General features: G+C 53.8%; 22 protein-coding genes. 2 read left to right on the top strand and 20 right to left on the bottom strand.

The annotated features are described in order from the left end of the window. Positions 1-2 precede the first annotated feature (2 nt). Positions 3-1,856 (bottom strand): translation elongation factor 4, encoded by a 1,854-nt coding sequence (gene lepA, locus HD598_RS03185; RefSeq protein ID WP_071893557.1) that lies wholly within the window; start codon positions 1,854-1,856, stop codon positions 3-5. A gap of 121 nt (positions 1,857-1,977) precedes the next feature. Between lepA and HD598_RS03190 the strand changes: the two genes are divergently transcribed. After that, complete coding sequence (locus HD598_RS03190; RefSeq protein WP_183663765.1) at positions 1,978-2,601, top strand: type II toxin-antitoxin system PemK/MazF family toxin; 624 nt, start codon at positions 1,978-1,980, stop codon at positions 2,599-2,601. A gap of 182 nt (positions 2,602-2,783) precedes the next feature. Next, positions 2,784-3,044: a 30S ribosomal protein S20 gene (gene rpsT / locus HD598_RS03195; RefSeq protein WP_071893555.1), complete on the top strand. Its 261-nt coding sequence runs from the start codon at positions 2,784-2,786 to the stop codon at positions 3,042-3,044. A gap of 120 nt (positions 3,045-3,164) precedes the next feature. On the opposite strand, the gene holA is transcribed toward rpsT, so the two are convergent. The 19 genes from holA to HD598_RS03280 all read right to left on the bottom strand — a co-directional run bounded on the left by holA (position 3,165) and on the right by HD598_RS03280 (position 23,029). After that, entirely contained in the window at positions 3,165-4,175 is a 1,011-nt protein-coding gene (holA, locus tag HD598_RS03200) for a DNA polymerase III subunit delta (protein WP_071893554.1), read from the bottom strand. A gap of 21 nt (positions 4,176-4,196) precedes the next feature. After that, positions 4,197-6,674 (bottom strand): ComEC/Rec2 family competence protein, encoded by a 2,478-nt coding sequence (locus tag HD598_RS03205; RefSeq protein ID WP_183663767.1) that lies wholly within the window; start codon positions 6,672-6,674, stop codon positions 4,197-4,199. Beyond that, complete coding sequence (locus tag HD598_RS03210) at positions 6,674-7,675, bottom strand: helix-hairpin-helix domain-containing protein (RefSeq protein WP_183663769.1); 1,002 nt, start codon at positions 7,673-7,675, stop codon at positions 6,674-6,676. The genes HD598_RS03205 and HD598_RS03210 overlap by 1 nt, the downstream gene beginning before the upstream one ends. Before the next feature lie 382 nt (positions 7,676-8,057). Further along, a complete protein-coding gene (locus HD598_RS03215) occupies positions 8,058-8,696 on the bottom strand; it encodes a helix-turn-helix domain-containing protein (RefSeq protein ID WP_183663771.1) in 639 nt (212 codons plus the stop codon). Between the two features lie 28 nt (positions 8,697-8,724). After that, positions 8,725-9,981 (bottom strand): allantoate amidohydrolase, encoded by a 1,257-nt coding sequence (locus tag HD598_RS03220; protein WP_260170477.1) that lies wholly within the window; start codon positions 9,979-9,981, stop codon positions 8,725-8,727. A gap of 33 nt (positions 9,982-10,014) precedes the next feature. Next, a complete protein-coding gene (locus tag HD598_RS03225) occupies positions 10,015-11,166 on the bottom strand; it encodes an FAD-dependent oxidoreductase (RefSeq protein ID WP_183663773.1) in 1,152 nt (383 codons plus the stop codon). Next, a complete protein-coding gene (locus HD598_RS03230) occupies positions 11,166-12,554 on the bottom strand; it encodes an FMN-binding glutamate synthase family protein (RefSeq protein WP_221244581.1) in 1,389 nt (462 codons plus the stop codon). The genes HD598_RS03225 and HD598_RS03230 overlap by 1 nt, the downstream gene beginning before the upstream one ends. A 13-nt stretch (positions 12,555-12,567) precedes the next feature. Then, on the bottom strand, positions 12,568-13,311 hold the full coding sequence (locus HD598_RS03235) for a GltB/FmdC/FwdC-like GXGXG domain-containing protein (RefSeq protein WP_183663775.1): 744 nt from the start codon (positions 13,309-13,311) through the stop codon (positions 12,568-12,570). Then, a complete protein-coding gene (locus HD598_RS03240; RefSeq protein WP_183663777.1) occupies positions 13,299-14,207 on the bottom strand; it encodes a class II glutamine amidotransferase domain-containing protein in 909 nt (302 codons plus the stop codon). The genes HD598_RS03235 and HD598_RS03240 overlap by 13 nt, the downstream gene beginning before the upstream one ends. 27 nt (positions 14,208-14,234) lie before the next feature. Further along, positions 14,235-15,608, bottom strand: coding sequence for a type III glutamate--ammonia ligase (glnT, locus tag HD598_RS03245; RefSeq protein ID WP_183663779.1), 1,374 nt, complete (start codon positions 15,606-15,608; stop codon positions 14,235-14,237). 295 nt (positions 15,609-15,903) lie between these two features. Continuing rightward, positions 15,904-16,242, bottom strand: coding sequence for a P-II family nitrogen regulator (locus tag HD598_RS03250; protein WP_183663781.1), 339 nt, complete (start codon positions 16,240-16,242; stop codon positions 15,904-15,906). A 40-nt stretch (positions 16,243-16,282) separates the two neighbouring features. Continuing rightward, the gene (locus HD598_RS03255; RefSeq protein WP_183663782.1) at positions 16,283-17,527 is read right to left on the bottom strand and encodes an ammonium transporter; all 1,245 of its coding nucleotides are present in this window, start codon (positions 17,525-17,527) and stop codon (positions 16,283-16,285) included. Positions 17,528-17,625: 98 nt separating this feature from the next. After that, complete coding sequence (locus HD598_RS03260) at positions 17,626-18,618, bottom strand: heme-dependent oxidative N-demethylase family protein (RefSeq protein WP_183663784.1); 993 nt, start codon at positions 18,616-18,618, stop codon at positions 17,626-17,628. Continuing rightward, positions 18,615-19,436: a PDR/VanB family oxidoreductase gene (locus HD598_RS03265; RefSeq protein WP_221244582.1), complete on the bottom strand. Its 822-nt coding sequence runs from the start codon at positions 19,434-19,436 to the stop codon at positions 18,615-18,617. Before HD598_RS03265 ends, HD598_RS03260 begins: the two co-directional genes overlap by 4 nt. Before the next feature lie 173 nt (positions 19,437-19,609). Then, the gene (locus tag HD598_RS13835) at positions 19,610-20,248 is read right to left on the bottom strand and encodes a dimethylamine monooxygenase subunit DmmA family protein (RefSeq protein ID WP_409366170.1); all 639 of its coding nucleotides are present in this window, start codon (positions 20,246-20,248) and stop codon (positions 19,610-19,612) included. After that, positions 20,134-21,174 (bottom strand): heme-dependent oxidative N-demethylase family protein, encoded by a 1,041-nt coding sequence (locus HD598_RS03270; protein WP_260170478.1) that lies wholly within the window; start codon positions 21,172-21,174, stop codon positions 20,134-20,136. The genes HD598_RS13835 and HD598_RS03270 overlap by 115 nt, the downstream gene beginning before the upstream one ends. Further along, on the bottom strand, positions 21,171-22,142 hold the full coding sequence (locus HD598_RS13840; RefSeq protein WP_183663788.1) for a PDR/VanB family oxidoreductase: 972 nt from the start codon (positions 22,140-22,142) through the stop codon (positions 21,171-21,173). Before HD598_RS13840 ends, HD598_RS03270 begins: the two co-directional genes overlap by 4 nt. Continuing rightward, a complete protein-coding gene (locus HD598_RS13845; RefSeq protein WP_409366171.1) occupies positions 22,139-22,648 on the bottom strand; it encodes a dimethylamine monooxygenase subunit DmmA family protein in 510 nt (169 codons plus the stop codon). Before HD598_RS13845 ends, HD598_RS13840 begins: the two co-directional genes overlap by 4 nt. Positions 22,649-22,651: 3 nt before the next feature. Further along, positions 22,652-23,029 (bottom strand): cupin domain-containing protein, encoded by a 378-nt coding sequence (locus HD598_RS03280; RefSeq protein WP_311538933.1) that lies wholly within the window; start codon positions 23,027-23,029, stop codon positions 22,652-22,654. Between the last annotated feature and the right edge of the window lie 918 nt (positions 23,030-23,947).

The raw sequence follows: 23,947 nt of genomic DNA on the forward strand, positions 1-23,947 counted from the left end.
GGTTACTTCTTCTTGTCCTTGGAGCTTTCACCGGAAGACAGCGCCGCGATGAAGGCCTCTTGTGGAACTTCCACGCGGCCCACCATCTTCATGCGCTTCTTGCCTTCCTTCTGCTTTTCAAGCAGCTTGCGCTTACGGGAGATGTCGCCGCCGTAGCACTTGGCCAGAACGTCCTTGCGGATTGCGCGAATGGATTCGCGAGCAATGATGCGGGATCCAATGGCTGCCTGGATGGGCACCTCGAACTGCTGGCGCGGGATGAGCTCACGAAGCTTGCCCGTCATCATGACGCCATAGGAGTAAGCCTTGTCCTTGTGCGTGATGGCGCTGAACGCGTCAACCTGCTCGCCCTGGAGCAGAATGTCCACCTTTACAAGGTCTGCAACTTGTGAACCGTCGGCCTTCCAGTCCAAGGAAGCGTAGCCGCGGGTCTTGGACTTCAAAACATCGAAGAAGTCGAAGACGATCTCAGCCAGCGGCAAGTGGTATCGGATCTCCACACGATCTTCAGAGAGGTAATCCATGCCGCGCATGATGCCACGACGAGACTGGCACAGCTCCATGATGGCGCCGACGAATTCGTTCGGGGCCAAAATGGTGGCTGCCACCATGGGTTCGTGGACTTCCAAGATCTTGCCGGACGGGAACTCGCTCGGGTTCGTCACGGTGGTCATCTTCTTGTCTTCCGTCATGACCTCGTACACAACGTTCGGTGCCGTGGAGATGAGGTCCAGACCGAACTCGGCCTCCAGACGCTCGCGCGTGATTTCGAGGTGCAGAAGACCCAAGAAGCCCACGCGGAAGCCGAAGCCCAGAGCCACGGAGGTTTCCGGCTCATAGATGAGGGCAGCGTCGTTGAGCTGGAGCTTATCCAGAGCGTCGCGAAGCGCCGGGTAGTCGGAGCCATCAATCGGGTACAAACCAGAGAACACCATCGGCTTGGGGTCTTCATAGCCTCCAAGCGACTCGGTTGCTGGCTTGGCGAAATTGGTGACGGTATCGCCCACCTTGGACTGACGAACGTCCTTCACGCCAGTGATGAGGTAGCCCACTTCGCCAACGCCAAGACCCTTGGTAGGAACTGGTTCCGGCGAGCTCACGCCGATCTCGAGGAGTTCGTGGGTAGCGCGCGTGGACATCATCTGAATGCGCTCGCGCGGAGACAAGTTGCCGTCCACCACGCGAACATAGGTGACCACACCCCGGTAGGTGTCATACACGGAGTCAAAAATCATGGCGCGGGCCGGCGCGTTCGCGTCACCCACAGGGTTTGGGAGCGTGCCAACAATGCGGTCAAGCAGCGCTTCCACGCCTTCTCCGGTCTTACCGGAGACCCTCAACACGTCCTCGGGATCTCCACCGATGAGGTTGGCAAGTTCAGCGGCATACTTTTCTGGCTGCGCTGCCGGAAGGTCGATCTTGTTCAGCACGGGAATGATGGTGAGGTCATTCTCCATCGCCAGGTAGAGGTTCGCGAGCGTCTGGGCTTCGATGCCCTGAGCTGCGTCCACCAACAACACGGCGCCTTCACACGCTGCTAGAGAACGTGACACTTCGTAGGTGAAGTCCACGTGACCGGGCGTGTCAATCATGTTCAGTGCGTACGCGGTGCCATCGACTTCCCATGGCATGCGAACGGCCTGGCTCTTGATGGTGATGCCACGTTCGCGCTCGATGTCCATGCGGTCGAGGTACTGAGCCTTCATGTCACGCTGGGAAACGATTCCGGTGAGCTGCAGCATGCGGTCGGCAAGCGTTGACTTGCCGTGGTCAATATGCGCAATAATGCAGAAATTTCGGATGAGCGCCGGATCGGTGGCGGCGGGCACCGGAGCGGTGCGGGCCTGAGGTGACACGTAAATAGCCTCGCTTGCGGATCATTCTTAATGGAATTCCGCATGTCGATGGATCGGATGCGGATTTCCTATTGTCCCATGAAGCTCCCCCGGTTCGTTGCAGCGCTGATAGCGTGGGGACATGAAATTTGATGCGAACGCTTTGATGCGGGTCGCCCGCCAGATTTTTCGGATTGCCGAGCCCATCATTCGTGAGCGTCTCAATGACCGCTCCGGTTCGCAGTCCGGTCAGAAGAGCGGATCCTCGACGCGTACCAGTTCATCCACTCCTTCCCCGTCCCGAAATACGTCTGATAGTTCACGCCAATACGACGACGCCGCTCAAGGTTCGTGGGAACGCGGCGGTTATCCGGGTGATTACCCAGCGCGCTCGTCGCAGGGCGTAGCCGCTGCATACGCTCCCAACCCGAATGGTGCTGCTGATCCCGGTGAAGTGGTGTGGGCGTGGGTTCCGTACGAGGAGGACTACTCTCGCGGCAAGGACCGGCCCGTCCTAGTGATTGGTAGAGACGGCGAGTACCTGCTGGGGCTCATGCTGACCACGAAGGATCGGGATAATTCGGTTCGTCAGAACCATAGCTACATTGATGTAGGTACTGGCGGTTGGGATTCGAAGGGTCGCCCGAGCGAGGCAAAGTTGGATCGTGTGATTCGCTTGCGTCAGGATGGCATCCGTCGTGAGGGCGCAGTTCTTTCCCGCGAGACGTACGACGACGTAGCTCAAGCCATGCGCGAGAGTTTCTGACACTCCGCTAGCGGCCCGTATCTTTGTAAATCAACTGTTATTCCTGCTAGGATATACAGCTGTGTGTCCGCGCAGATCGACGGGCACCCAAGTCGATCTTTTCAACTGTATCCCCACGCAGCCGGTCCAATCGACTTGGAACCCTCACGATCCTGTCCGAATCATCAGAGAGAAATTCATTCGTGGCCAATATTAAGTCCCAGAAGAAGCGCATTCTCACCAACGAGAAGGCTCGCGTTCGCAACCTTGCTTTGCGCTCCGAGCTCAAGACCCTCATCCGCGCCGTCAACGAGGCTGTAACCTCCGCTGACAAAGAAGCCGCTGAGAAGGCATTGCGCACCGCTAACCGCAAGCTTGACAAGGCTGTTAGCAAGGGTGTTATCCACAAGAACCAGGCTGCTAACCGCAAGTCTGCGATCTCGAAGAAGGTTGCTGCTCTCTAAGCAGTAGCGTTCTCATAGAACTTCAAGTGGCCGTCTCCTTCGGGAGGCGGCCACTTTTGTGTTGTCCCAAGTTTCTCGGCCCGATGTCTCTTCTCTTCGTCCAACGTCGCGCGCTTGGCTCTAACGCCGGGCAGACAAGGCAATCTGGGTCACGAGGCGCTCTACCGCGTACTCCGGATCACGAGATTGGCCTTTGACCATGGCATCGGTTTCGGCCACGAGTGCAATGCAGGAGATGAGGTCGTCTTGGGACCAGTAGTTTGCGAGGTCTTGCGCTTGGCGGAGCTGCCAGGGGGCCATCCCTAGCTCACCGGCCAACTCTGCGCCGCCGCGTCGTCCGGCCACCTTGGCAATCTGACGGAGCTTCATCGCTAATGCCGCAATGATGGGAATGGGGTCCGTGCCTGTTGAGAGTGCATGACGTAAAGAGCTGAGAGCCTGGGTGGAACGTCCAGCAAGCGCTGCGTCAGCTACTTTGAATCCGGTTGCTTCGACTCGTCCGCCGTAATACTTGTCCACGTGCTCAAGTGTGATGGGGCCTGTGATGTCCTCGGAGAGCTGTTTGCATGCAGCAGCCAAGTCACCCAGCTCGTTTCCAAGAGCCGCCACGAGAGCGCGAGCTGCTTCGGGGTGAATTTGATGATCTAGAGCTCGAAACTCTTGAATCACGAAATCGTTTTTCTCTGCTTCGGACTTTGGTGCCGCGCAGTCGATCGTTGACACGCCGGCTTTTTTGAGTGCGTCAAGAAGTTTCTTGCCGCGGTTGCCGCCACTGTGGTGCAGCACGAACATTACGTCTTCCGCTGGCGACTTGATGTAGTTCAAGGCATCTTCGAGGAAGGCATCGCTCATGGTTGCAGCGTTGGTGACTTCCAGAATGATGAAGTCGCTGAATAACGACGGCGTCGCCGAGAGCATGATCTCGCCGCCCTGATATTTGGCGGCGTCCAACTGGACTAGCTGGGCGTCCTGAAATTGTTGGCGGATGCCTGTGCGGAGTTTGTCGAGCACTCTGGAGACGATGTAGTCGTCGGAACCGCTGAGCAAGATCAATGGGGCGGGCGCGGCTTGTCGCCACGACGTTCCGGTAGCTGATTTCGCCTTTCCGCGGGACGCGGGAGCAGGTGTCACGAGTGTTCTCCTCTGTTGGGCCTATTCGATCCTAGTTCGAGTGGGAATCGCACGGTAATTTAGGCGCTCAGAATCGGTGATGGTGATCAGCACAAGGCCGTGCTGATCGGTGCGAGCAGCGGGTATGCCCAATTCGCTGAGTCGATCAGTGGTAGTTGGTGCGGGATGCCCGTAGTCGTTATCGAGGCCGACGGAGATCAGGGCCAGCTGTGGCGATGCGGCCTCCATAATGCGAGTGCCACCGTTCCGTGCTCCGTGGTGACTGATCTTCAGGATTTCGGCTTCGAGCGCACTGTCGGGTGACCGATCGATGAGTGCATCCATGGCGTCGGATTCAATGTCCCCCGTGGTGAGGAAACTCCAGCCGTTGATCACGAACTTCACCACTAAGGACGCGTCATTCTCGTTGGACGCGTTTGAGTCTGCGGATAGGACAGTCCACGAGATCCCTCCGATTCTCCCGTGTTGCCCCTCGTGAAGTTGCGTGACTGGAACATCGTGGCCGCCCAGTGATTCCGGGGCGTTGGAAGATGCGGGGTCTTCGGAGCTTGAGTAATAGATACTTCCTACCTTTCTTCCTTCGACCGCCCCCGAAACTCCGCCCGCGTGGTCTGCATGTAAGTGAGTGACGAACAACGTGTGAATCTGCGTGACGTCGAGCGACTTGAGACACTCGTCCATCAACAGAGGATCCGGACCGGTATCAACGACTATGACCTCGTTGGCGTTGGCGTTCGCGCTGGGATCGGATCCGTTACTGGCGCGGATCACGAATCCATCCCCCTGACCCACATCGCACATCGCGATGTTCCACTCCCCCGGTGAAACGGGAACAAACTTGGAAAGCGGTACGAGGCTAGCCAGTAGGGCCGCGCAGGCCGCGGTGATAAGAACGAACCTCACTAGGGGCCTCTTGAAATTCCAGAGACCCACTAAGAGGAACGCGGCCACCATCCACGCGACGAGTGCGCCAGGTGCACCGGATGGCCATTCGAGAACAGCATATGGCAGGCCAGCGAACCACCGACCAATCCAACCCACAACGGCTGAAAGAAGCCCAGCAATCCATACGAGTGGTAGAGAAATTAATGGGATGACAGTGCCGATCAGCAGTGCCGCGGTCCCAAGAATGGTGATGAATGGAATGAGTGGGCTCACCACAATATTGGCAAAGGTAGACCAAGTAGAAAACTGCGGGGCCAACAGTGTCAGCACGGGCAGGCAAGCAATCTGGGAAGACAAAGCAAGCGCTAGAGCTTGGGAGAACCATTCTGGAAATAGATGGCTCAAAAGCGAGGATAAGGGTCGACCAATCAGGATGATTCCTGCCGTAGCGCTCACGGAAAGCTGGAAAGCTGGTTCATACGCGTAGAACGGATCTATCACTAAGAGCAACGTGATGCTCAAGGAAAGCGTTGTGAGAGCCTGCCGTTGGCGGCCGGCGAAAACGGCTAGTGCTGCGATACTGCCCATGACGGCTGCTCGTACCACGCTGGGTTCAGGGAAGACGATCAGAACAAAGCACACCAGGCCCAAAAGGCACCCTAGAATGACGAGCCATCGTGAGAGCCCGAGAGAGCGAAGCAGTAGCCCAATGAATCCTAGGATCAGGGAGCAGTTTGCGCCGCTCACGGCCGTGAGGTGCGCGAGGCCAGCATCTTTCATGGCTTGTTCTAGCTCATCGCTCTGACCGCTTCGGTCCCCCATCACCATGCCTGGTAACAGCGCTGGACCGTCGCCCGGAAGTTGCTGAGCTTGTTGGCTGAGTGTGTCACGGGTGTGCCTAACCCATTGACCGAATGCTGATGACTCTTCGGCTGCTAGAGGTAGGGGTTTCGTGACCGCACGGACCCACGCGATACTCCTTCGGCCGGGTTCGGCGGGTCCGAGTTTTGCCAGTACTTCGAACTTCATCCCGCTAAGCGGTGAGGAGCTCCCGAAGGACCTCATCATTTCAGGTGTCAGCGTGAGAGTGGCGGTCGCGTTGGCGGAGAACCATTTGCCGTCGTTGGTGAACTGTTCGATTCTGATGTCCGTCAACCATGCATTCGCAGTAGAACGCGGATCCTGCTCCGAATCCGGACTTGTGCCGACCGCCGGAACGGCTGGTGTAGCCGATTCACTGGCAAATGCGGTCTTCATGGTGATCGGCTGAGGATCTTCAAGCAGCTCTATCTTGAGCCTGACCGTCTTCTCTTCGTTGATGTGTCCTACGAGCGGCGAGGAATTCAGATCTTGATGGTGGAGAGTAGTGGCTCCTGCGAGAACTGTGGCGCCGGCCAGTGCCATGGCTAGTGGTGACCAGAGTGGCGAGAACCAGCTCAGGATGCCCTCTTGTTTGCTGAGGACCCACAAAGCAGCTGCGCTGAAAATAGTTCCTATAACGAGCGCAATCGCGGACACTTCAAGAGAGGACGGCAAAAGCCACAGAGCAGCAAGCCACGCGCCGGTGGCTAGCCAGACGAGACGAAGATCGAGTCGCTGTGTTGTTGCGGCCACTAGAAGCCAACCAGGCCTTCGAACTTCTTAATGAGCGCTGGACCGATCCCTGAGACTGCATCGAGCTCCGCCATGGAAGCGAAAGGGCCATTCTGTTCGCGGAACTCAACAATGCGCTGGGACAGTGCAGGCCCCACTCCTGGCAGTGCTTCAAGTTCTTGAGCGGAGGCCACGTTGACGTTGATGACCGTATTGGTGACGGGGCTGGTGCCAGAGACACTAGGTGCCGAATCGGTTGCATTTGCGCCACTAGTCGATGAATCGTCTAACGAATTACCGGGTACAGAGCCTGACGCAGACCCTGGCGCAGCAACTGGCGGCGGCTCGCCCACTTTCGGGACGTACAACTGCTGTCCGTCTTGTGCCAGCTCGGCCAGATTGATGGATTTGATGTCCGCTTCAGGCAAGATGCCGCCGGCACGCTCGATGACGTTTCCCCAACGTTCCCCAGACGTGACCGTGTAAAGCCCGGGCTTTTTCACCAAACCTTGAACCGAGACCGTGACTTGACCTTCGGGATGGTTCGACTCACTCGGCGTCGATGAAGCTTCGTAAGGTGAAGGGCTCTCGCCTATCGGACTGGAACTGGATGAGCTTGGATCGGACAAACTGAGGGCTGATGAGCTGGGGCTTGTTGCAGTGGGTGCTTCTCTGGTGATGGATCCCAGCTCTTGAGACTGCGGGATTGGGCGTAGCCACAAGCTAAAAGCGATCCACAGCAGAACTCCCACCAGAAGGCAAAGGATTGCGCTTCGTTTCACACGCCACGTGAGATCAAGCCGCTCTGGATTTCGCGGAGACTTCTTCGATCCGCTTATCAGAGCGGAGCGTGATCGTGTCAGGTTCCGACGAAGCCAATGTCCGCGAGAAGAATCAACGCGCGCCGCATCGCGTCGACCACCCTTGATGCGTTCCTGATCCGACTGGTACTGCGGATCGGACTCTGCTGCATCGCCGATGTCGTGTTCAAGTTCGAGTTGTTCCCATCGATGTCGCCCCATAGCAAAGAGGTTAGAGATGGAAGGCAGCCCTATTTCAGCGAAAGTCGTGAATTGTTGATAAAGAGGGGGTTCAGCACTTTAGCTGAACAGATGTGGGTGAATCGCTGCATTAGTCGAGAGAAGGAGGTCGCAGTTCGCAAAACAACTTCCAACGGTTAATTGAGCTCAGGGAACATGCCGTGAGCGGGAAATTATCCTCAGCCCGGCATTGAATTTTGTTCATCTAAGATCTAACGCATAAGTTCAACTGCTAAGTCGATTGAGTCACTCGCGAACTTCTAAGCAGCTAAACCTCCACTGGCTCAAAAACGCTGACTCTGGTTACAGAATACAAATTCTGAGAGTGAAGTTGTGCGGATCTAATAGATAGATGCTTGCTGCCTCACTTTGCCGAAACAGCAAGAAATTTGATAGGCAAATCAATCAGCACTAATGGGCCATGTGGGCCCTCTCCGTCGAGAAGAAGCGAGTCACCGGCTTGCATTGAATATTCATAGGCTCCATGTCCGTAAATCATTTTACCCGAGAGCATGTATAGAAATTCCGTGCCGGGGTGCTGAAAAAGGGGGAAGACGTCCGAAGCGTCCGTCAGTGTCACCAGGGTTGGTTCTAGGGCGTCTGGTCGTCCTTTGAGGGTTCCTAGCACACGATATTCATGTCCGTGCTGCGTTCCGCTTCGGACTGTTACGCTACCTTCTCCGTTTTTGGTGAAGGTAGCATCTCGGTCGGTGTCTGCTCCGCGGAATAGGGCGGTCACCGGAACCCTCAAACCATCTGCCAGTCGTTGTAGCGTCGTCAGTGAACAGGATGTGCTGGCCGACTCAATCTTGGAAATCATGGCTTTTGACATATTTGTCCTCGATGCGAGCTCAGCTGAGGAGAGACCGTTTGCTGTCCTGTAATGCCGAACTTGTCCAGCGATGATTTGTTCAAGACTAACTGGGGTACGACTTATATCCGTGTCCGCATCACCTTTTGAGTCCAGTGGAAGGTCCGAATGGTAAGGAGGAGGGGTGATCATTGAGACATCATAGGCTGGACTTGGCTTTCTAGCCTATATGCCGTGCTCGACCGATGAGCCCAGACAATGCATCTGCCAGACATAGGGCGCCTGCTTCGGAATCCGCATCTTCGATTTGCTCTTCTGGGGAGTGTGAAATTCCGGTGGGGTTTCGGACGAACAGCATAGCGGTAGGAATATGGGAGGCAAGTACTCCGGCATCATGACCAGCGCCGGTGTTCAGTATCGGTGCGGCTGGAATCAGTCCTTTAAGTTGCTCTCTAAGACTCGTGTTGAAGTGAACCGTGGGGCTTAGCGACTCTACGTCGAATGCTATATTGCATCCCTCCTCGGCGGCTATGAGGCGAGCATTGAGGTGAATGGACTCCACGAGCGATGCCGTGATTTCATCCTTGGGATGGCGAACATCGACCCACATGTCCACTCTGGATGCGATCACGTTAGTTCCCCCTGGAATAGGCTGAAGTCTTCCAACGGTCGCGCGGGCATCTCGGTATTTGGTTGCAGCATCCCGTATACCAACGAGAATTTTTGCAGCGGCTATCATCGGATCATGTCGGTCACTCATCAGAGTGGTACCTGCGTGGTTACCCTGCCCATATACGGAGAGTTTCCATCTTCCGTGACCAAGTATGGAAGAGCCGATGGCCACTGGCTGGTCTAAGTCAAACAGCCCTCTTCCCTGTTCGATGTGGAGCTCGATGAATAGACCGAGTTGGTTAAGGGCACTTAGATCGGCGCCGATGAATCGGGGGTCTTGGCCATTTGCAGCGGCTACATCAGCGTAGGTATTGCCATCAACATCTTTGAGGTTGCGTACTTTGTTGGGGTCTATGGCCCCCGTGAGGAGTCGCGAACCTAAACACGCTACGCCAAAACGGGATCCCTCCTCCTCGGGGAAAACTGCAATGGCCAGAGGACGTCTGGGTCTAATTCCACGAGACTTTAAAATGTCGATCGCAATGAGGGCTGAGGCCACGCCAAGCGGGCCGTCATATGCTCCACCGCCGGGTACCGAATCCAAGTGGCTGCCTGTGACAACGGCATCTCGACGAATTCCGATCGATGTATCCCACCAAGCCCACATAATTCCGTTTACATCCGTATAAACGTCTAACCCGCGTCGTCCGGCTTGCTCGCTAAACCAACTACGAAGCTCAGTCTCGGCGCCGGAGAATACTGGACGGGAGTAGCCGCCGCGATGCTTGTCGGCTCCTATGCGGGCGATGTCTTGCATCAGACCGGTTACCGTGCCGAATGCTGGCTTCATCGCAGAATTTCCCATTCGTGCGTCCATTTCTGTAAGTCTTTCCCGTGGCTAAAAGTTGGATTCGATGGCTCCAGTATGAGCAGTTGCCGGACGAAACCGTACGGGAATGTCGCGTGTTCCTGTCGCTAGGTCGGCTGCCCATTCACCAATCAACGGCGCAAATTTTGCTCCGTGTCCAGAGCAAGGAGAAAGCACTGTGATGTTTTCTGTTTTGTCGATGATGAAATTCTCGTCCGGGGTATTGGTAAACAAACAGGTAGTTTCCGCATAGGGCTCTGGATTGAGGCCTGGAAGGTACTTACGCACGTAATCAATGACTCGGAGTCGATTTTCCGGATCAATCTGACCAGTTTGTTCCGCTGCGGACGATATGAACCTTCCGCCGTTGTATTCAGCAACTTTCTGGCCAACAAAGTCGGCGTCTCGCCCTCCCGGCAACCCATAGGTCTGCATGTTTGCACTCTTATGAATGAATGTTGGCCAAGGTGCTTGGTTGTCAAGATAGTGAAAGTGGTATGCCTGTTCCTGGCGGACAGTTATTGCCGGCAGTCCCCCAAGGAATCCTGCGGGCAGTGGTAAGAGATCGAGTAAGGCTGGGAGCCATCCTCCGGCGCTGATAATGAGATTTGATGCCTCGAGACTTTCCCCGGACGAAGAGACTAATTTATACCCATTCAGGGAACGTTGGACTTCGGATACATCCCAGTTGGTCAAAACCCTAGCGCCCTGAATTTTGGCTTGGTCGACCATCGTGTTGACCGCACTTTCAGCATCGATAACGCCAGCTCCTGGATGCCAAAGTGCTGGCGTATCAACGGCAATGTGCGGCCATCGATTGCGCGCTTCGCTTGGATTGAGTAGTTCGTGATCTACCCCCGCTCGTTCAAGGATGCGAGCGAGTTCTTCCGGACGTCTTTCGGATCCGTAATCCACCGCCCCAACTCGAGTGATCAGAGCTTGCCCCGAGACTTTCTCGAGTTCATCCCAGAGAAGTCTGGACTCGATGACAGCGCGGGTATAGAAATCGTCGGGATATGCATATCGAAAAATGCGAGCAGAGCCGTGAGAACTGCCCTCGTGACTTGCCGGAACCGTTCGTTCAAGGAGGGTAACTTCATGGCCTCGGGAGGCTAGATTCCATGCTGTTGCGGCACCGGCAAGGCCCGCTCCGACCACTACATAATCGGATGAATCGGCCATTATTTGACCCCTGGAATCCAGTTTGTTCCAGCTAACGGCACGCGAGCCATAGCGGATGCTTCAATTGTAAGAGCAACTAAATCCTCGGGCTCAAGATTGTGTAGGTGAGACTTTCCACAAGCTCGTGCAATAGTCTGTGCCTCCATGGTTAGAACACGAAGATAATTTGCTAGGCGACGTCCGGCCGCTACAGGATCAAGTCGGGATGCCAGCTCGGGGTCCTGCGTGGTGATTCCAGCTGGGTCTCGTCCGTCTTGGAAGTCGTCGTAAAAGCCGGCTGCCGAGCCTAGCGCTGCATATTCCGCAGCGTATCGGGGGTCGTTGTCTCCGAGGGCGATTAGGGCCGCCGTACCAATAGCTACAGCGTCGGCTCCAAGCGCCATAGCTTTAGCGACATCGGCACCGGTACGAATTCCTCCGGAAACGATCAGCTGAACCTTTCGGTGCATCCCAAGTTCTTGAAGGGCTTGCACTGCTTGCGGGATGGCCGCCAAAGTGGGAATTCCCACGTTCTCAATAAATACCTGCTGAGTCGCAGCAGTACCGCCCTGCATGCCATCCACAACCACGACGTCTGCTCCAGCTTTGACAGCTAGTGCTGTGTCGTAATAGGGGCGAGACGCGCCGATTTTGACGTAGATCGGAGTCTTCCAGTCAGTAATTTCACGAAGTTCACCGATCTTGATTTCTAGATCGTCTGGGCCGGTCCAGTCGGGATGACGACTTGCGGATCGTTGGTCAATTCCTACCGGCAGTGTTCGCATTCCAGCGACGCGTTCAGTAATCTTTTGGCCCAGCAGCATGCCGCCGCCGCCTGGCTTTGCACCTTGGCCTAGAACAACTTCGATGGCATCCGCTTTGCGGAGGTCATCAGGATTCATACCGTAACGCGACGGCAAATATTGATAGACAAGATTCTTTGACTGACCGCGTTCTTCGGGCGTCATTCCACCATCGCCAGTGGTGGTGGAGGTACCAACCTCGCTTGCACCGCGTCCCAGCGCTTCTTTTGCGTTTGCGGACAAGGCTCCAAAGCTCATCCCTGCAATGGTTATCGGTGTCTCTAGGTGTAGCGGACGGCTTGCATGACGATCGCCAAGAACTACATCGGTGTCGCACTTCTCGCGATATCCTTCGAGTGGGTACCGGGACATGGATGCGCCCAGGAACAGTAAGTCATCGAAGTGCGGGAGCTTTCGTTTTGCGCCCCAGCCGCGAATATCGTAAACGCCGGTTGCGGCTGCTCGTTGGATGTCTGCGATTGTAGCTCGGTCAAAAGTGGCCGATTCACGCAGTCCAAGTTCCTCGGTCTGCTGAACCGAAGTAATAGCGGCTGGGTTGCTCTGATCGATTTGAACAGAATCTTGGGGTACTGAGGTGGCGGTCATTTTTCTGTCCTTATTAATAGGCGGTCGAGTTGTGGACGCTGAAGTGGTAAAGATTTCGAGCTGATCCGTAACGCTTGAATTCCGTTGGATCGTCGGTTCGTCCGGCTGCAATGAGGAGTTCGGCAAGTTCCTCGAGGTGCTCGGATTCCATGGGCTTTTGGATGCAGTCCGCGCCAAGCGATGCAACGCTTCCCTTGACATAAATTCTTGCTTCGTAGATGGAGTCGCCGAGTGCTTCTCCGGCGTCTCCACAGACGACGAGCCGTCCTGCTTGCGCCATGAATGCTGACATATGACCGATATTTCCCCCGACCACGATGTCAACACCTTTCATAGAAATTCCACATCGGGCACCAGCGTTGCCGTCAATTACCACCAATCCCCCATGACCAGTTGCGGCAGCAGATTGTGACGCGTCGCCCTTTACATGGACTCTTCCAGACATGATGTTCTCAGCCAGACCCACACCAGCATTGCCACTAATGGTTACTTCGCCCTTTTGGTGCATTCCGGCAGCATAATAACCAGCATGGCCATTGATACTTACTGAAATATCAGTGTCGATGCCTACCGCAAGGCTATGTTTTCCCCCTGGGTTTATTACCGTCCACGCTTGACCATCTTCTGCGTCGTGAAGTGCCTGATTCAGGTCACGCACGGGACTATCAATTAGATCCACCACAAATGCGACGGGATTTGCGCTGACCTGTGGAGCTGCGCTCGGAATCTGGGATTCGGGGCTTGTTAGAGTGACCACGTGTAGACCTTTCCTGGTTCTGGTTCAAAAATGTGTGCCGTCTCAATACCTGGCAAGGACGCCAGTGCTCGATATTCCGACGCCATTGCGACGTAGTCGTCTGTTTCGGCGATGATGGCAGGCTTGCAAGCGATGGGGTCACGGACGACGGCCATGCTTTTTGAGGTGGTGACAACCAAGGTATAGAAGCCATCGAAAACCTTGCCTAGATTCCTGAGAGCTGCCTCTAGATCGTCACCCTTCTTCAAACGGGAGGCGATGTACCGCGCACCAACCTCGGTGTCGTTGTCAGAATCGAATTCGACACCTTCACGTATGAGTTCGCGTCGGATAGAGGCGTGATTTGAGAAAGATCCGTTGTGAACAAGGCATAGATCGTCTGCGACTGAAAAGGGATGAGAACCGCCTGCAGTAACGGCCGACTCGGTGGCCATTCTTGTGTGAGAGAGTCCCTGACTGCCGGCCATTGATTCAAGCCCGTGATCGGATGCAATCTCCATCGGGTGGCCTACACCCTTCATTACAGCCACATGTTCACCTCGTCCAATAATCACTGAATCAGGCAGGGTCTCTTGTACTGAGCGAACAAGTAGATCAGTCTCAACGGATGCACTAACGAGAGTGGTGTCGCCTACTACCTTTACTACCGGCGTTGCCGATGGCGATAGCATGCTTGTCAATGAGTCTTTGATCTCATCAATCGACAATCCATGGTCTTTGCCAAGCAAGCTAAGGGTAGATGTGCCTTCGGAGACTAAACCGGGCGTATCGTAAACAGCCAATCCAGCGGAGTCTGGCCCACGTTCGACAATTTGGCACATCATCGAATTCAAAAGACTTCCCATGTCGGCCTGAAGCGAGGGGTTGCGCAACTGAAGCGCGGCAATTCCACACATATGATTTCCTTTACTAAGCGGGAGATATTAGATCGAAGTCAAGTAATTTCGTATTTCCCAATCACTGACTTGGTTGTGCCAAGAGAGGAATTCTTCTTCTTTAGCGTCGGCGTAATAGTTGCCGATTTTCACGTCGCCGCTAAGGCTCGAGAGGATAACTTGGTCCCGACGTAGTGCCTCGACAGCGTGAAGAAGAGTCGGCGGAAGAAGGTGTGCATCCTCGCGAGCTTCCCCTGGTCCGGATGGTGAGCCGGGGTCTATCCCGTTCTCAACTCCATCAAGTCCAGCTTCTATAGCGGTTGCTATGGCGAGATAAGGATTCGCGGATCCATCACCCGAACGAAGTTCAATCCGTTTTCCGTCCGGGACGCGAATCATATGCGTACGGTCATTCCCACCAAACGACGCCTTTCGTGGCGACCAAGTTGCACCCGAGTTGCTAGTGGTGGCGCCTGAGCGCTTGTAAGAGTTGACTGTCGGAGCGAGAAACGCTTGTAATGCCGGAGCGTGCTCCAGAATTCCACCGACGAAAGAGTAAGCCAGCTGGGAGAGACCCAAGCCCCGCGATCCGTCATCGCCTGGAAAGAGTGCCTCTTCACCGGACCAAAGAGACAGGTGAAAATGAAGACCTGTTCCGGTGCGGTCAGTAAATGGCTTTGGCATAAAAGTAGCCGTCATTCCCCGCTGTTCAGCCAGAATATTAAGAATGTAACGAAGGCTAACCACTCGGTCAGCGGTGGTGAGCGCATGGTCGAAATTGAAATTCTGCTCAAACTGGCCGGCTGCATCTTCATGGTCGTTGGCGTAATTGCCCCAACCGAGAGCGTTCATTGCCTCAGACACTGACGTCAAATGGTCGTACATCCTGGTGACGCCACGTGCGTCGTAGCAGGGACGGGGCGAGTCATCGAGGGTGTCAGCGGTGCTAACAGTACCGTCGACATTTTTGTTGACGAGAAAGTACTCAACTTCGGCGCCGACCTTCGCCTGCATCCCCATACGGGATAACCGCTCAAGTGTGTTCTTGAGGACTACACGTGGCGCATATGGCCAAGGCTTTCCATCGACATATGGGTCGCAGTGGATAATCGCCAGTCCTTCTTTGATAAATGGGACTGGCGTGAAGGACGCGAGATCAGGAACAGCGATTAGATCAGAGTCCTGAGGCTTTTGGCCAATGAGGCCGGCAGCATAGCCTGCGAATCCCATTGCGCCACTCTCGAGCTCGTCCGCGGCTTCGACTGGTACCAGTTTCGCGCATGGTTTGCCGGTCATGTCGACGAATGTTGCCAACAGAAATCGCACGCCGTGAGCTTTGGCGATATCGGCCAGCGAAATGCATTCTGCTTCATCGTTGGCGGTTTGCTGAGTATTAACTTCAGTGGCTGCGATACTTGTCATCGGAACTTTCCTGTTCACTTGATGTTGCCTGCTGTGAAACCTTGTTTATCCACAGTAGCCAAATTGGTGTTACAAACGCTCGCAGCGAACGTTAACTCTGTGTAACTTGCTTCAAGAATTTTGGTCTTCGGAATCTAGGCGTCAGCTTGGCAAGTCATCGAGAAAAGCAAATCGGCAGCTACGCCGGATGAGTCCGGAGTAGCTGCCGATTCCCGTTGAGTGGCTCTAATTGCGTTGAGGTGGACTACTCATAGTCGAAGACGCCTGTGAGCGGCGACCTAAAAATGGTCATGTGCTAAACCGCGTCTATGCCCCGTTCACCTGTCCGAACGCGGATTACGTCCGAAATATCTTGGGTCCAAATTTTCCCGTCACCGAGGCTTCCCGTCCGGGCGGCCTGGATGATGGTTTCAATTACTTCTGCTGCATCTTCATCCGACACAATTAGGTCAATTCTCACTTTGGGCCGGAAATCAACCTGAAACTCTGTGCCCCGGTAAACCTCGGTATGGCCCTTTTGCGCTCCGTAGCCTCGCACTTCGGTAACCGTGAGTCCCTTGTGCAAGGTGTCGGACAAAGCTTGCTTCACTTGCTCCAACCTGAATGGCTGAATGATGGCGGTGACAAGTTTCATGATGCTCCTTCGTCAAAATCGGTAGAAAATTTGCCGTGTGTCACTCCGAGTCGGTGTATGCGGATTCGGAATGAAGACTTAAATCAAGTCCACGGTATTCAGTCTCTTCGTCAACACGAATTCTTGAAATCTTGTTCATTACCCATGCGATCAAATAGGTAACTACGAACGCGTAGAGGCAGGTTGCGGCGATAGCCGTGAGCTCTCGCCAAAGAATGCTCCAATCACCTCCGAAAAGAACGCCAGTCACGCCCGCCGGTGCAGTTGCCGAGCCAATAAGCACTACGCAAAGAGTGCCTACAATTCCACCAATTCCGTGTACGGCGAATGCATCGAGAGTATCGTCAAAGCCCAGCTTTTGTTTCCATGTGATTGCCCAGCAGACAACCGCACCCGAAGCTAGACCGACTACTAATGCCCCAAGCGGATTTACGGCATCAGCGGAAGGTGTAATACCAACCAACCCCGCAATAGTTCCTGTAGCGAGCCCAAGCGTAGTAGGCTGCCCATCTCGAATTTTCTCCACGATAAGGTAGCCAACGGTTCCTGCACAGCCGGCCAACAGGGTCGTCATGATTACATACTGTGCCAGGAAATTAGATCCTGCAGCAGATCCCCCGTTGAAGCCAAACCAACCGACCCAAAGAAGCCCTGCTCCGAGAATTACCATCGGTAGGTTGTGAGGCTTAGCCTGGGGTGTCCGGCTCTTTCCAAGTACAAGAGCGAGAGCAAGTGCACCGACCCCTGCGGTCATATGTACTGCGGTACCGCCAGCAAAGTCATGGAGCTCAACAACGTTACGTAGCCAGCCTCCAACATACCCGGTCTCCTCGTTGGAGAACGTAAAAACCCAGTGCGCGATCGGGAAATAGACCAACGTCAGCCAGATTGCACTAAATACAATCCACGCACCGAACTTCATACGACCGGCAGCGCCGCTAGCCACAATGGCAATTGTGATCGCTGCGAACAGAATGAAGAAGGCCACCCAGTAGATTGACTGAGCCCCGCCACTAGTGTCGTCCACCTCCAAACCGTTTAGACCAATGAATTCGAGCGGATTACCAACTAAGCCAAGACCCGCAATAGAACTTCCAGACACCATCCCGTGACCGTAAAGGACATACAGTATTGCTGCTATAGCTAAGGAGCTAAGCACCATCATGATCATGTTTAGGACATTGTTTTTTCCGAGCAATCCACCGTAGTAAAAGGCTAGGCCGGGAAACATGATAGTTACGAGCGCAAAAGCGGCAAGTAACCATGCGAGATCTGATTCGGGCATGAGAGTCTCCAATCAATGGGTGCGAACGCTGATTATTTTGGGTTCAAGTGGGCCAAACAGGAATTGAGAAATGTCTTGCCGCGCTTAAAGATTCAGCACTATTTTTCAAGCAACCAGGCGGCAGCCGCTTCTCGGTATTCGATGAAGCCTTTGTATGTCGCAATGTCCTCTGGGGTAGACATTAGAATCTTTGCCAATTGGTCTCTCCAAATTGGGATATTCTTGATCTCTTTCAATGAAGCCATAAAAGTTCTTATGCTGAACGTAATTGCCCCGGACATCGGTAGCCGAATGAAATGTTCAAGTTCAATTCGCAGCTGCAGGTTTCCCAGATCACCTGTAGCTAAAAGTTGAGGAATATCCTGTCCCCACTCTGGAAGTTTCTCTAGGCTGATGTCTAGTTTCCGTGAGCCAGACGCTGAGAGAGTCCAGTTGACTCGTCGATATACCTTGTCCTGTGGCAGGCGCATAAGAAATTGTTCCGCACGTGATGTTATTCCTTCTCCATTTAGCCGCGGGACAGGAGTATGAATCTCTCGAAAACTCATTCCAGCATCGAAAGTGACCGACCATGCAGCAGCGAAAGTTACTAAGCCTGCATCAAAATAGAGTTGACCCCCGCGTTCCTTAACAAGAAGAAGATCGTCGGGAATTTCTCGTCCTAGAAAGGTCAACGGGTCGAAAGGGAGGGAATCTTCGTCGCCGATGCGAAAGGTCTGATCAGTTCCCAGAAGATCGTTTCGCCAATGTACGACGTCTCCGTCTTCCTTCAGATGCATTGACGTCGGATGAGCGATGGACAGATCTCTAAGGTAGTACATCAGCAGGTCCCAACAGGCCGGCATCATGCCAGGGAGTATCTGGACACGAGACGGATCCTCTTCCAATATACGGCGACGTTCCTTCATGATGTGCAAGTATTCTTCGCCACCAAGATCAACGATTTCGGCACCCCACTTGCCTGCCTGCGTCTTTTTGAGGATGCGCGCGGGCTCCACATTCACTGAGTATTGGAAGTCTTGTTGCTCCTCCCTAAAAGGCCAAGGGAGGTTTTCCGTATACCGAGACTCCAAATTTGTAACAACGCTCATATGTCCACCTCAATTTCTTCGCCTCGCGATACACAGCACAGCATTGATGAGTTTGCATTTTTCTCGTCTTCGCTTAGGACGATGTCGCGATGATCAATCGTGCCTGACTTGACTTGCACTTTGCATTCGCCGCAAACTCCCTGACGACAAAGATTTGGAATAGGATGGCCTGCTTCGAGCAGCTTTTCGAGAAGACTGACACTTGGCTCAACCGTTAGTGTTTGCCCAGTTGAGGTGACGTGTACCTGGAACGACTTTCCAGGCTCTTGTTTTGGTGGATCAAACCTCTCGAGGTGTAGGCGTTCAGATGACCATCCTGCATTGATCCCAGCGGTTCGAAACGACTCAAGCATTTCGCTCGGACCGCAAGCATAGGCGTGTGTACCCAATGGCTGCACATGAAATCGCTCGCGTATCAAAGCCGATCCAGCTTGTCTTCCTTCTGCTTCATACAACTTTATGAATCCTTTACCATCTAGATTCCTCAAGTCGTCAAGGTGTGCAGCTGCATTGGGTCTGTAGATATAAATGACTTCGGCTTGCCTTCCCCACCTAGCAGCGGCGCGGGCATGTGAAAGAACTGGAGTCACGCCGATACCGGCGGCGACGAGCATATACTTCCTTGCGCCAAGGTCCGGCGAGAACATGGAACGTGGACCCTCAACGACGACCCGGCTGCCGGTGCTGACATTCGCGTGGAGCCATTCAGATCCTCCGCCGGTTTCTTGTCGCCGAACAGATATTGCGTATTGACGAGGATTCACACCGTCACCAACAAGCGAGTACGCGTTTTTCTTTACTCCTGCTTGAATGAACAAGTGACTCCCGGGCTCATAGCTAGTCAGAATTCGGCCTTCAGGGTCCTCCAGTATGAAGTGTGTGATTTCAGGGGTAATTTGTGCAGCGGATTGGACTACTAGCTCCCGAGCGCGAGTGTCGAAGGACGGATGCAGGTGACCGAATAAGTCCGTCGAGTTGTTGAGTGGAGACGTCATGGCAATGTCCGAGCTCTTGCATCGGATGCGAGGAAACAGCCTTTTGACTCAGAAAAATGGGCGTGAATTTCAACCGAACGAGCACACGCCGAGCAAACTACGACCGATCCTGGGGTGCCAACAACTCGGCTAGTTTGACGACAATGTGCACAATAGATCGGCAAGTCGGACGATTGCGTGATGAGTTTACGAATTTCGTTCTCGAGTGCACCGAGCGAGCGAGCCAATGCGGCACACTGCAATACGTCAAATTGATTTCCGATGATCGCTATTCTGACGCCGTTTCTGCATGAGCGAATGGCGCCCTCTATCGGCCGACGAGATACAGGACTGAAACTGGCGAACGTCAGCCACTGCACAGGTCCATGATTCATTGCGTCTGCCAGCAAGGCCCTAGCGTGCGTTTCACTTTCGTTCTGGCCGAAGGAGATGAGGAGATATGAACTGCCGCTTGGATCTACGGTATTGTCCGAGAGCTCAAACGACGAGATGTTTCTATCTAAAGTCACGACACCCACAGCTAGTCGCCTCCTTGAAGCCAATGTGCGGCTGCGTTTCGATATCGATCTATGCCTTTGTATTCCGCCATGTCGGACGGCAGTTCCTCCAGAACTTTGCCGAGTCTCGTACGCCATTCGGGAACGGTTGCAATCTCGCGGAGTGAAGCAAGATAAGTGCGAACAAGGAATAGCAGAGCGCCGGTTGCAGGCAGTTTGATCAAGTGCTGTACTTCAACGCGAAGGTGAAGTCGGTCCGGCAGCGTGGGGTCATCAACAACGAGCGTTCTGTCCTTACCCCATTCGGGGTACGTCTCAGTGGAAGTGTCCAATCGCCGGTCGACCGTCATGGTCCAGTTGGTTCTGCGATACTGTTCACCAGGCTGGAGCCGAAGTAGAAACTGGTGTGCCCTTGTAATGATCCGTTCTTCATGGACTCGGGGAACGGGACCATGAATCTCAAGAAATCGCATGCCAACATCAAATCCAACGGACCAATCGGCGGCGAAGGTCACTAGACCTGCGTCGAGCCATAGGCTGCCCTCTCTTTGATCCATAAGCACTATGTCGTCTTGGATTTGGCTACCGAGAAAATGCAAAGGTCCTTCGGGTAGGGTTTCATCCGCACCGACCGTGAATTCTAGATCAATATCCTGCAATCCGTTTTGCCAGCGGCATTGATTACCTTGGCGTTCAAATTTCATGATGTCTGGATATGTCGCGGCCATCTGAGGTAGCACCGTTGTGATGGCGTCCCAGGCGGCTGGACGCATATGGCTCATCACTTGAAGTCTGGTTGGATCGAGTCTTAAGACAGTCTCTCGAAGATTGAGCTCCTCCAGATAGTTGGAATCAATATCGATGATCCTGTCACCCCAGCTACCTGCTTCTGTTTGTACAAGTTGAAGGGCCGGCTCCACATTTGTGCTGTACCGATATACATCATCCCGAAAAGGAAACGGGAAGCCGCTGATTCGATTGGGCACTTCTGATTCGAAAGTCGGCACTTCTTGAAAGTCAATCTCGTCCGTGGATGAACCGGCACTCTGCATTTCGACATTCATAGATCCAACTCCAGTTCTTGCTCCTGCGCTCGCGACACACAACACATCACAGTTTCGTGGAGTGCCTTTTCTTCATCCGTCAAATAGAGGTCGCGGTGTTCAACCCGGCCCTTCAGTACAGGAACGGCACATTCTCCGCAGACACCTTTTCGACACATATTGGGAACTGAGATACCGATTCCCTCAAGCGCTTCCAACAGTGACTTGGTGCCAGGTACAGTGATCGTTTGGCCGCTTTGAGCGAGCGTTACTTGGAAATTTTTACCTGGTCCTTGAACGTCAGCTTCAAAGTGCTCCGAGTGAAGTCGCTCTGTTGGCCAGCCCATCTCTTCGGCCAGACGAAGAACACTAGACATGAAGCCCGCTGGTCCGCAGACGTATAGATGCGTCCCTATGGGCTGGTTAAGGAGAGCACTACGAAGTGACGAGTTAAAGGATTCCCGGTCGGTGTACTCCGTCAAAGTGGTCCCGTAAATTGAACGGCACTCTTGAAGATGTACTCCCGAAGTGGGCCGGAATACGTACATAAGCGATGAAGACCTGCCAAGTTCTTCTGCAGCACGGGCATGGGAAAGTATTGGAGTTATCCCTATGCCCGCCGCAATGAACAAGTGGTGTCGGGCCGAGGCCACGGGCGCAAATGCACTTCGCGGATAGGAGACCTTTATTGAATCTCCGACTTGCAGCTGATGCATTGCTTTCGATCCGCCGTTGCCCTCCGGAGCCAATGCAACAGAAATGGTGTAGGCGTCCGGGTATTGACCGCTTCCAGTTAGAGAGTACGAGTTGGACTTTGAGCCCAACTCGACAACAATATGGCTTCCCGGGACGAATGCTGGCAACTGCTGGCCACTGATACTCGCGAACGAAAAGCTCCTAACTTTTGGCGAAAGGTCTCTGACGTCCACGACTTCTAGGATCATTTGTTTGGAGACTCGCGGCCTCATTGCGACTGGTATTGCAGTCATGTGACCTCCTCGGCGTTTGCCATGAATCCTAAGTAGCTTGCGCTCTTACGTGAGAAGTGATGATAAATCTGCAGTTCGCGTGCACAACCCGAACATGTTGTGATCGTTCCGATCTTCTCTTGAGTTACCGTGGTTCCTCTGCAGTGGGCACAGTAGACTCTCCGATCACGGATCTCCGTCTCGAGGAGTGTGATCTCTGCATCTATCGCACCTTCGCTCAGGGCAAGTGCTCTGGCTGCATAGATGTCCATCTGGGGACCCGCAAATACAAAATGGACGCCGACTCGAGCGTTCCCAATTATGTTTCGAAGGTCTTCCCAGGCTAAGGAATCCAAGCGTTCCACGCTGATATGCCGACAACGGCTACTGAAATTCGATTGCCGAAGCCACGCTTGAGTCACTTTCGCACCGGAGGTATTAAAGGAAACTGTTATGAATGAGCGTGCCCGAACCGGAGGTGACTCGGCACCTACCGGTGCGGGCACGCTCGTGAAGTCAATTTCCATGACTTACGGAGCGAAAGAGCGATGGCCAGTGTAGAAACCTAGGGCATAGTCCGTCGTTTCAAACTTGACCGTTGTTCCCTTTGGAAAGAAGAGAACGTCTCTTTCCTTGGCGTGGGTCACCTCACCAGTGGCTTGATCGGTCAAAATGAACTCGCCTTGAATGACGACCTTCATTTCATCGTAGGTGTACTCGTAAATCAGCGGTTCTGATGCTTTGAGTTCGAAGAATCCAGAGCTGATTGCAGAACCCTCTGGGTTAGCGAGGGAATCGCCGATGAACGCTTCACAACCAGGCACTTGCATGCTCGGAAGATTCTTGAAGCCATCTTCCACTTTGTGGATTGCTCCGGCCTTGCTCAATTTTCCATTCAAAGTATCCACTACATCTACTCCCTTTTGGTAACTGCTGGGAAATCCAGAATACTAGCGGTAAATCTCCGGGTGTTTCGTTGCTGTTACAGCTGAGTTAATGTCTGAAGTAGAAGGAGTCCAGCAAGACTGGACCAAATTTCAAACAACGCTCCATAAAGATCTATTCATGGAAGTCGACTCGCGGGAGGTACAGTTCGTTGGCCGATGCCATAAAGATCCAATACGGGAACTTTATGACTGCGGCCACTCGCGCCCACCCGCGAATTGCACGGTTAATAAGAGACCTAAAAAGCGGTCAGAAGCCTCAGCCTCGATTACCAGTCATCGTTTCGTTGGACTCCGTGGAACGTGGGCTAGAACAAACCCAAATTGAAAGCCCTCAAAAATTCCGATGAGCCCGCGACCGCGTGCTTCACGGTACCCCGCTCTGTGGATGTCGAATTTCCTGAGGAGGCCGGAAAATTCGGTAATTAATCTTTGAACTCAAGGAGGATGGTTCCTTGAAAGACTTAAAGTGCCGACTTGCGGGAGTGAAAACCGCGGGCGCCGGGCTGCTTCTTGGAATTTGTAAGCGGCGACCTAACGGCCAATCGGTCAATCGGACTTGAACTCTTGACTTGAACACTCGTTCCTGTCAAAGTGTGTTCACAACCACAGCGGTAAATTTCTCTAGCCGCTATCAGCGCATCGTTTCGCTGGTAATCCGGAAGCCGGAAGATGCATGGTTCAAATCAATTTTCTCGGGACTAGAAGTTCCCTTCCCTAGTGGTCCACAAGGGCTGCTATCGCCATCTCCAGGTAATGCGTTTTCCGCAGTCAAGATCAAGAATCGGAGTTGAAGCTGAGCATGAGTGTTATCGATAAGGCCCCAGAAGGCGTGACTCTCTCAGAGGCGGTTAAGAATGGGCCAAAAATAAACTGGCGTGT

Source organism: Neomicrococcus aestuarii (assembly GCF_014201135.1).
Taxonomy (GTDB): Bacteria; Actinomycetota; Actinomycetes; order Actinomycetales; family Micrococcaceae; genus Neomicrococcus; species Neomicrococcus aestuarii.

What these genes read in the sequence shown, in the direction of transcription:
- HD598_RS03230 (WP_221244581.1), bottom strand. Translation starts at nt 12,554, where the DNA reads ATGACCGCCACCTCAGTACCCCAAGATTCTGTTCAAATCGATCAGAGC.
- HD598_RS13835 (WP_409366170.1), bottom strand. Translation starts at nt 20,248, where the DNA reads ATGGCGTACGAGACTCGGCAAAGTTCTGGAGGAACTGCCGTCCGACAT.
- HD598_RS03190 (WP_183663765.1), top strand. Translation starts at nt 1,978, where the DNA reads ATGAAATTTGATGCGAACGCTTTGATGCGGGTCGCCCGCCAGATTTTT.
- HD598_RS03260 (WP_183663784.1), bottom strand. Translation starts at nt 18,618, where the DNA reads ATGAGCGTTGTTACAAATTTGGAGTCTCGGTATACGGAAAACCTCCCT.
- glnT (WP_183663779.1), bottom strand. Translation starts at nt 15,608, where the DNA reads ATGACAAGTATCGCAGCCACTGAAGTTAATACTCAGCAAACCGCCAAC.
- HD598_RS03225 (WP_183663773.1), bottom strand. Translation starts at nt 11,166, where the DNA reads ATGGCCGATTCATCCGATTATGTAGTGGTCGGAGCGGGCCTTGCCGGT.
- HD598_RS13845 (WP_409366171.1), bottom strand. Translation starts at nt 22,648, where the DNA reads ATGGAAATTGACTTCACGAGCGTGCCCGCACCGGTAGGTGCCGAGTCA.
- HD598_RS03250 (WP_183663781.1), bottom strand. Translation starts at nt 16,242, where the DNA reads ATGAAACTTGTCACCGCCATCATTCAGCCATTCAGGTTGGAGCAAGTG.
- HD598_RS03220 (WP_260170477.1), bottom strand. Translation starts at nt 9,981, where the DNA reads ATGGGAAATTCTGCGATGAAGCCAGCATTCGGCACGGTAACCGGTCTG.
- HD598_RS03255 (WP_183663782.1), bottom strand. Translation starts at nt 17,527, where the DNA reads ATGCCCGAATCAGATCTCGCATGGTTACTTGCCGCTTTTGCGCTCGTA.
- HD598_RS03270 (WP_260170478.1), bottom strand. Translation starts at nt 21,174, where the DNA reads ATGAATGTCGAAATGCAGAGTGCCGGTTCATCCACGGACGAGATTGAC.
- HD598_RS13840 (WP_183663788.1), bottom strand. Translation starts at nt 22,142, where the DNA reads ATGACTGCAATACCAGTCGCAATGAGGCCGCGAGTCTCCAAACAAATG.
- HD598_RS03240 (WP_183663777.1), bottom strand. Translation starts at nt 14,207, where the DNA reads ATGTGTGGAATTGCCGCGCTTCAGTTGCGCAACCCCTCGCTTCAGGCC.
- HD598_RS03210 (WP_183663769.1), bottom strand. Translation starts at nt 7,675, where the DNA reads ATGGGGCGACATCGATGGGAACAACTCGAACTTGAACACGACATCGGC.
- HD598_RS03215 (WP_183663771.1), bottom strand. Translation starts at nt 8,696, where the DNA reads ATGATCACCCCTCCTCCTTACCATTCGGACCTTCCACTGGACTCAAAA.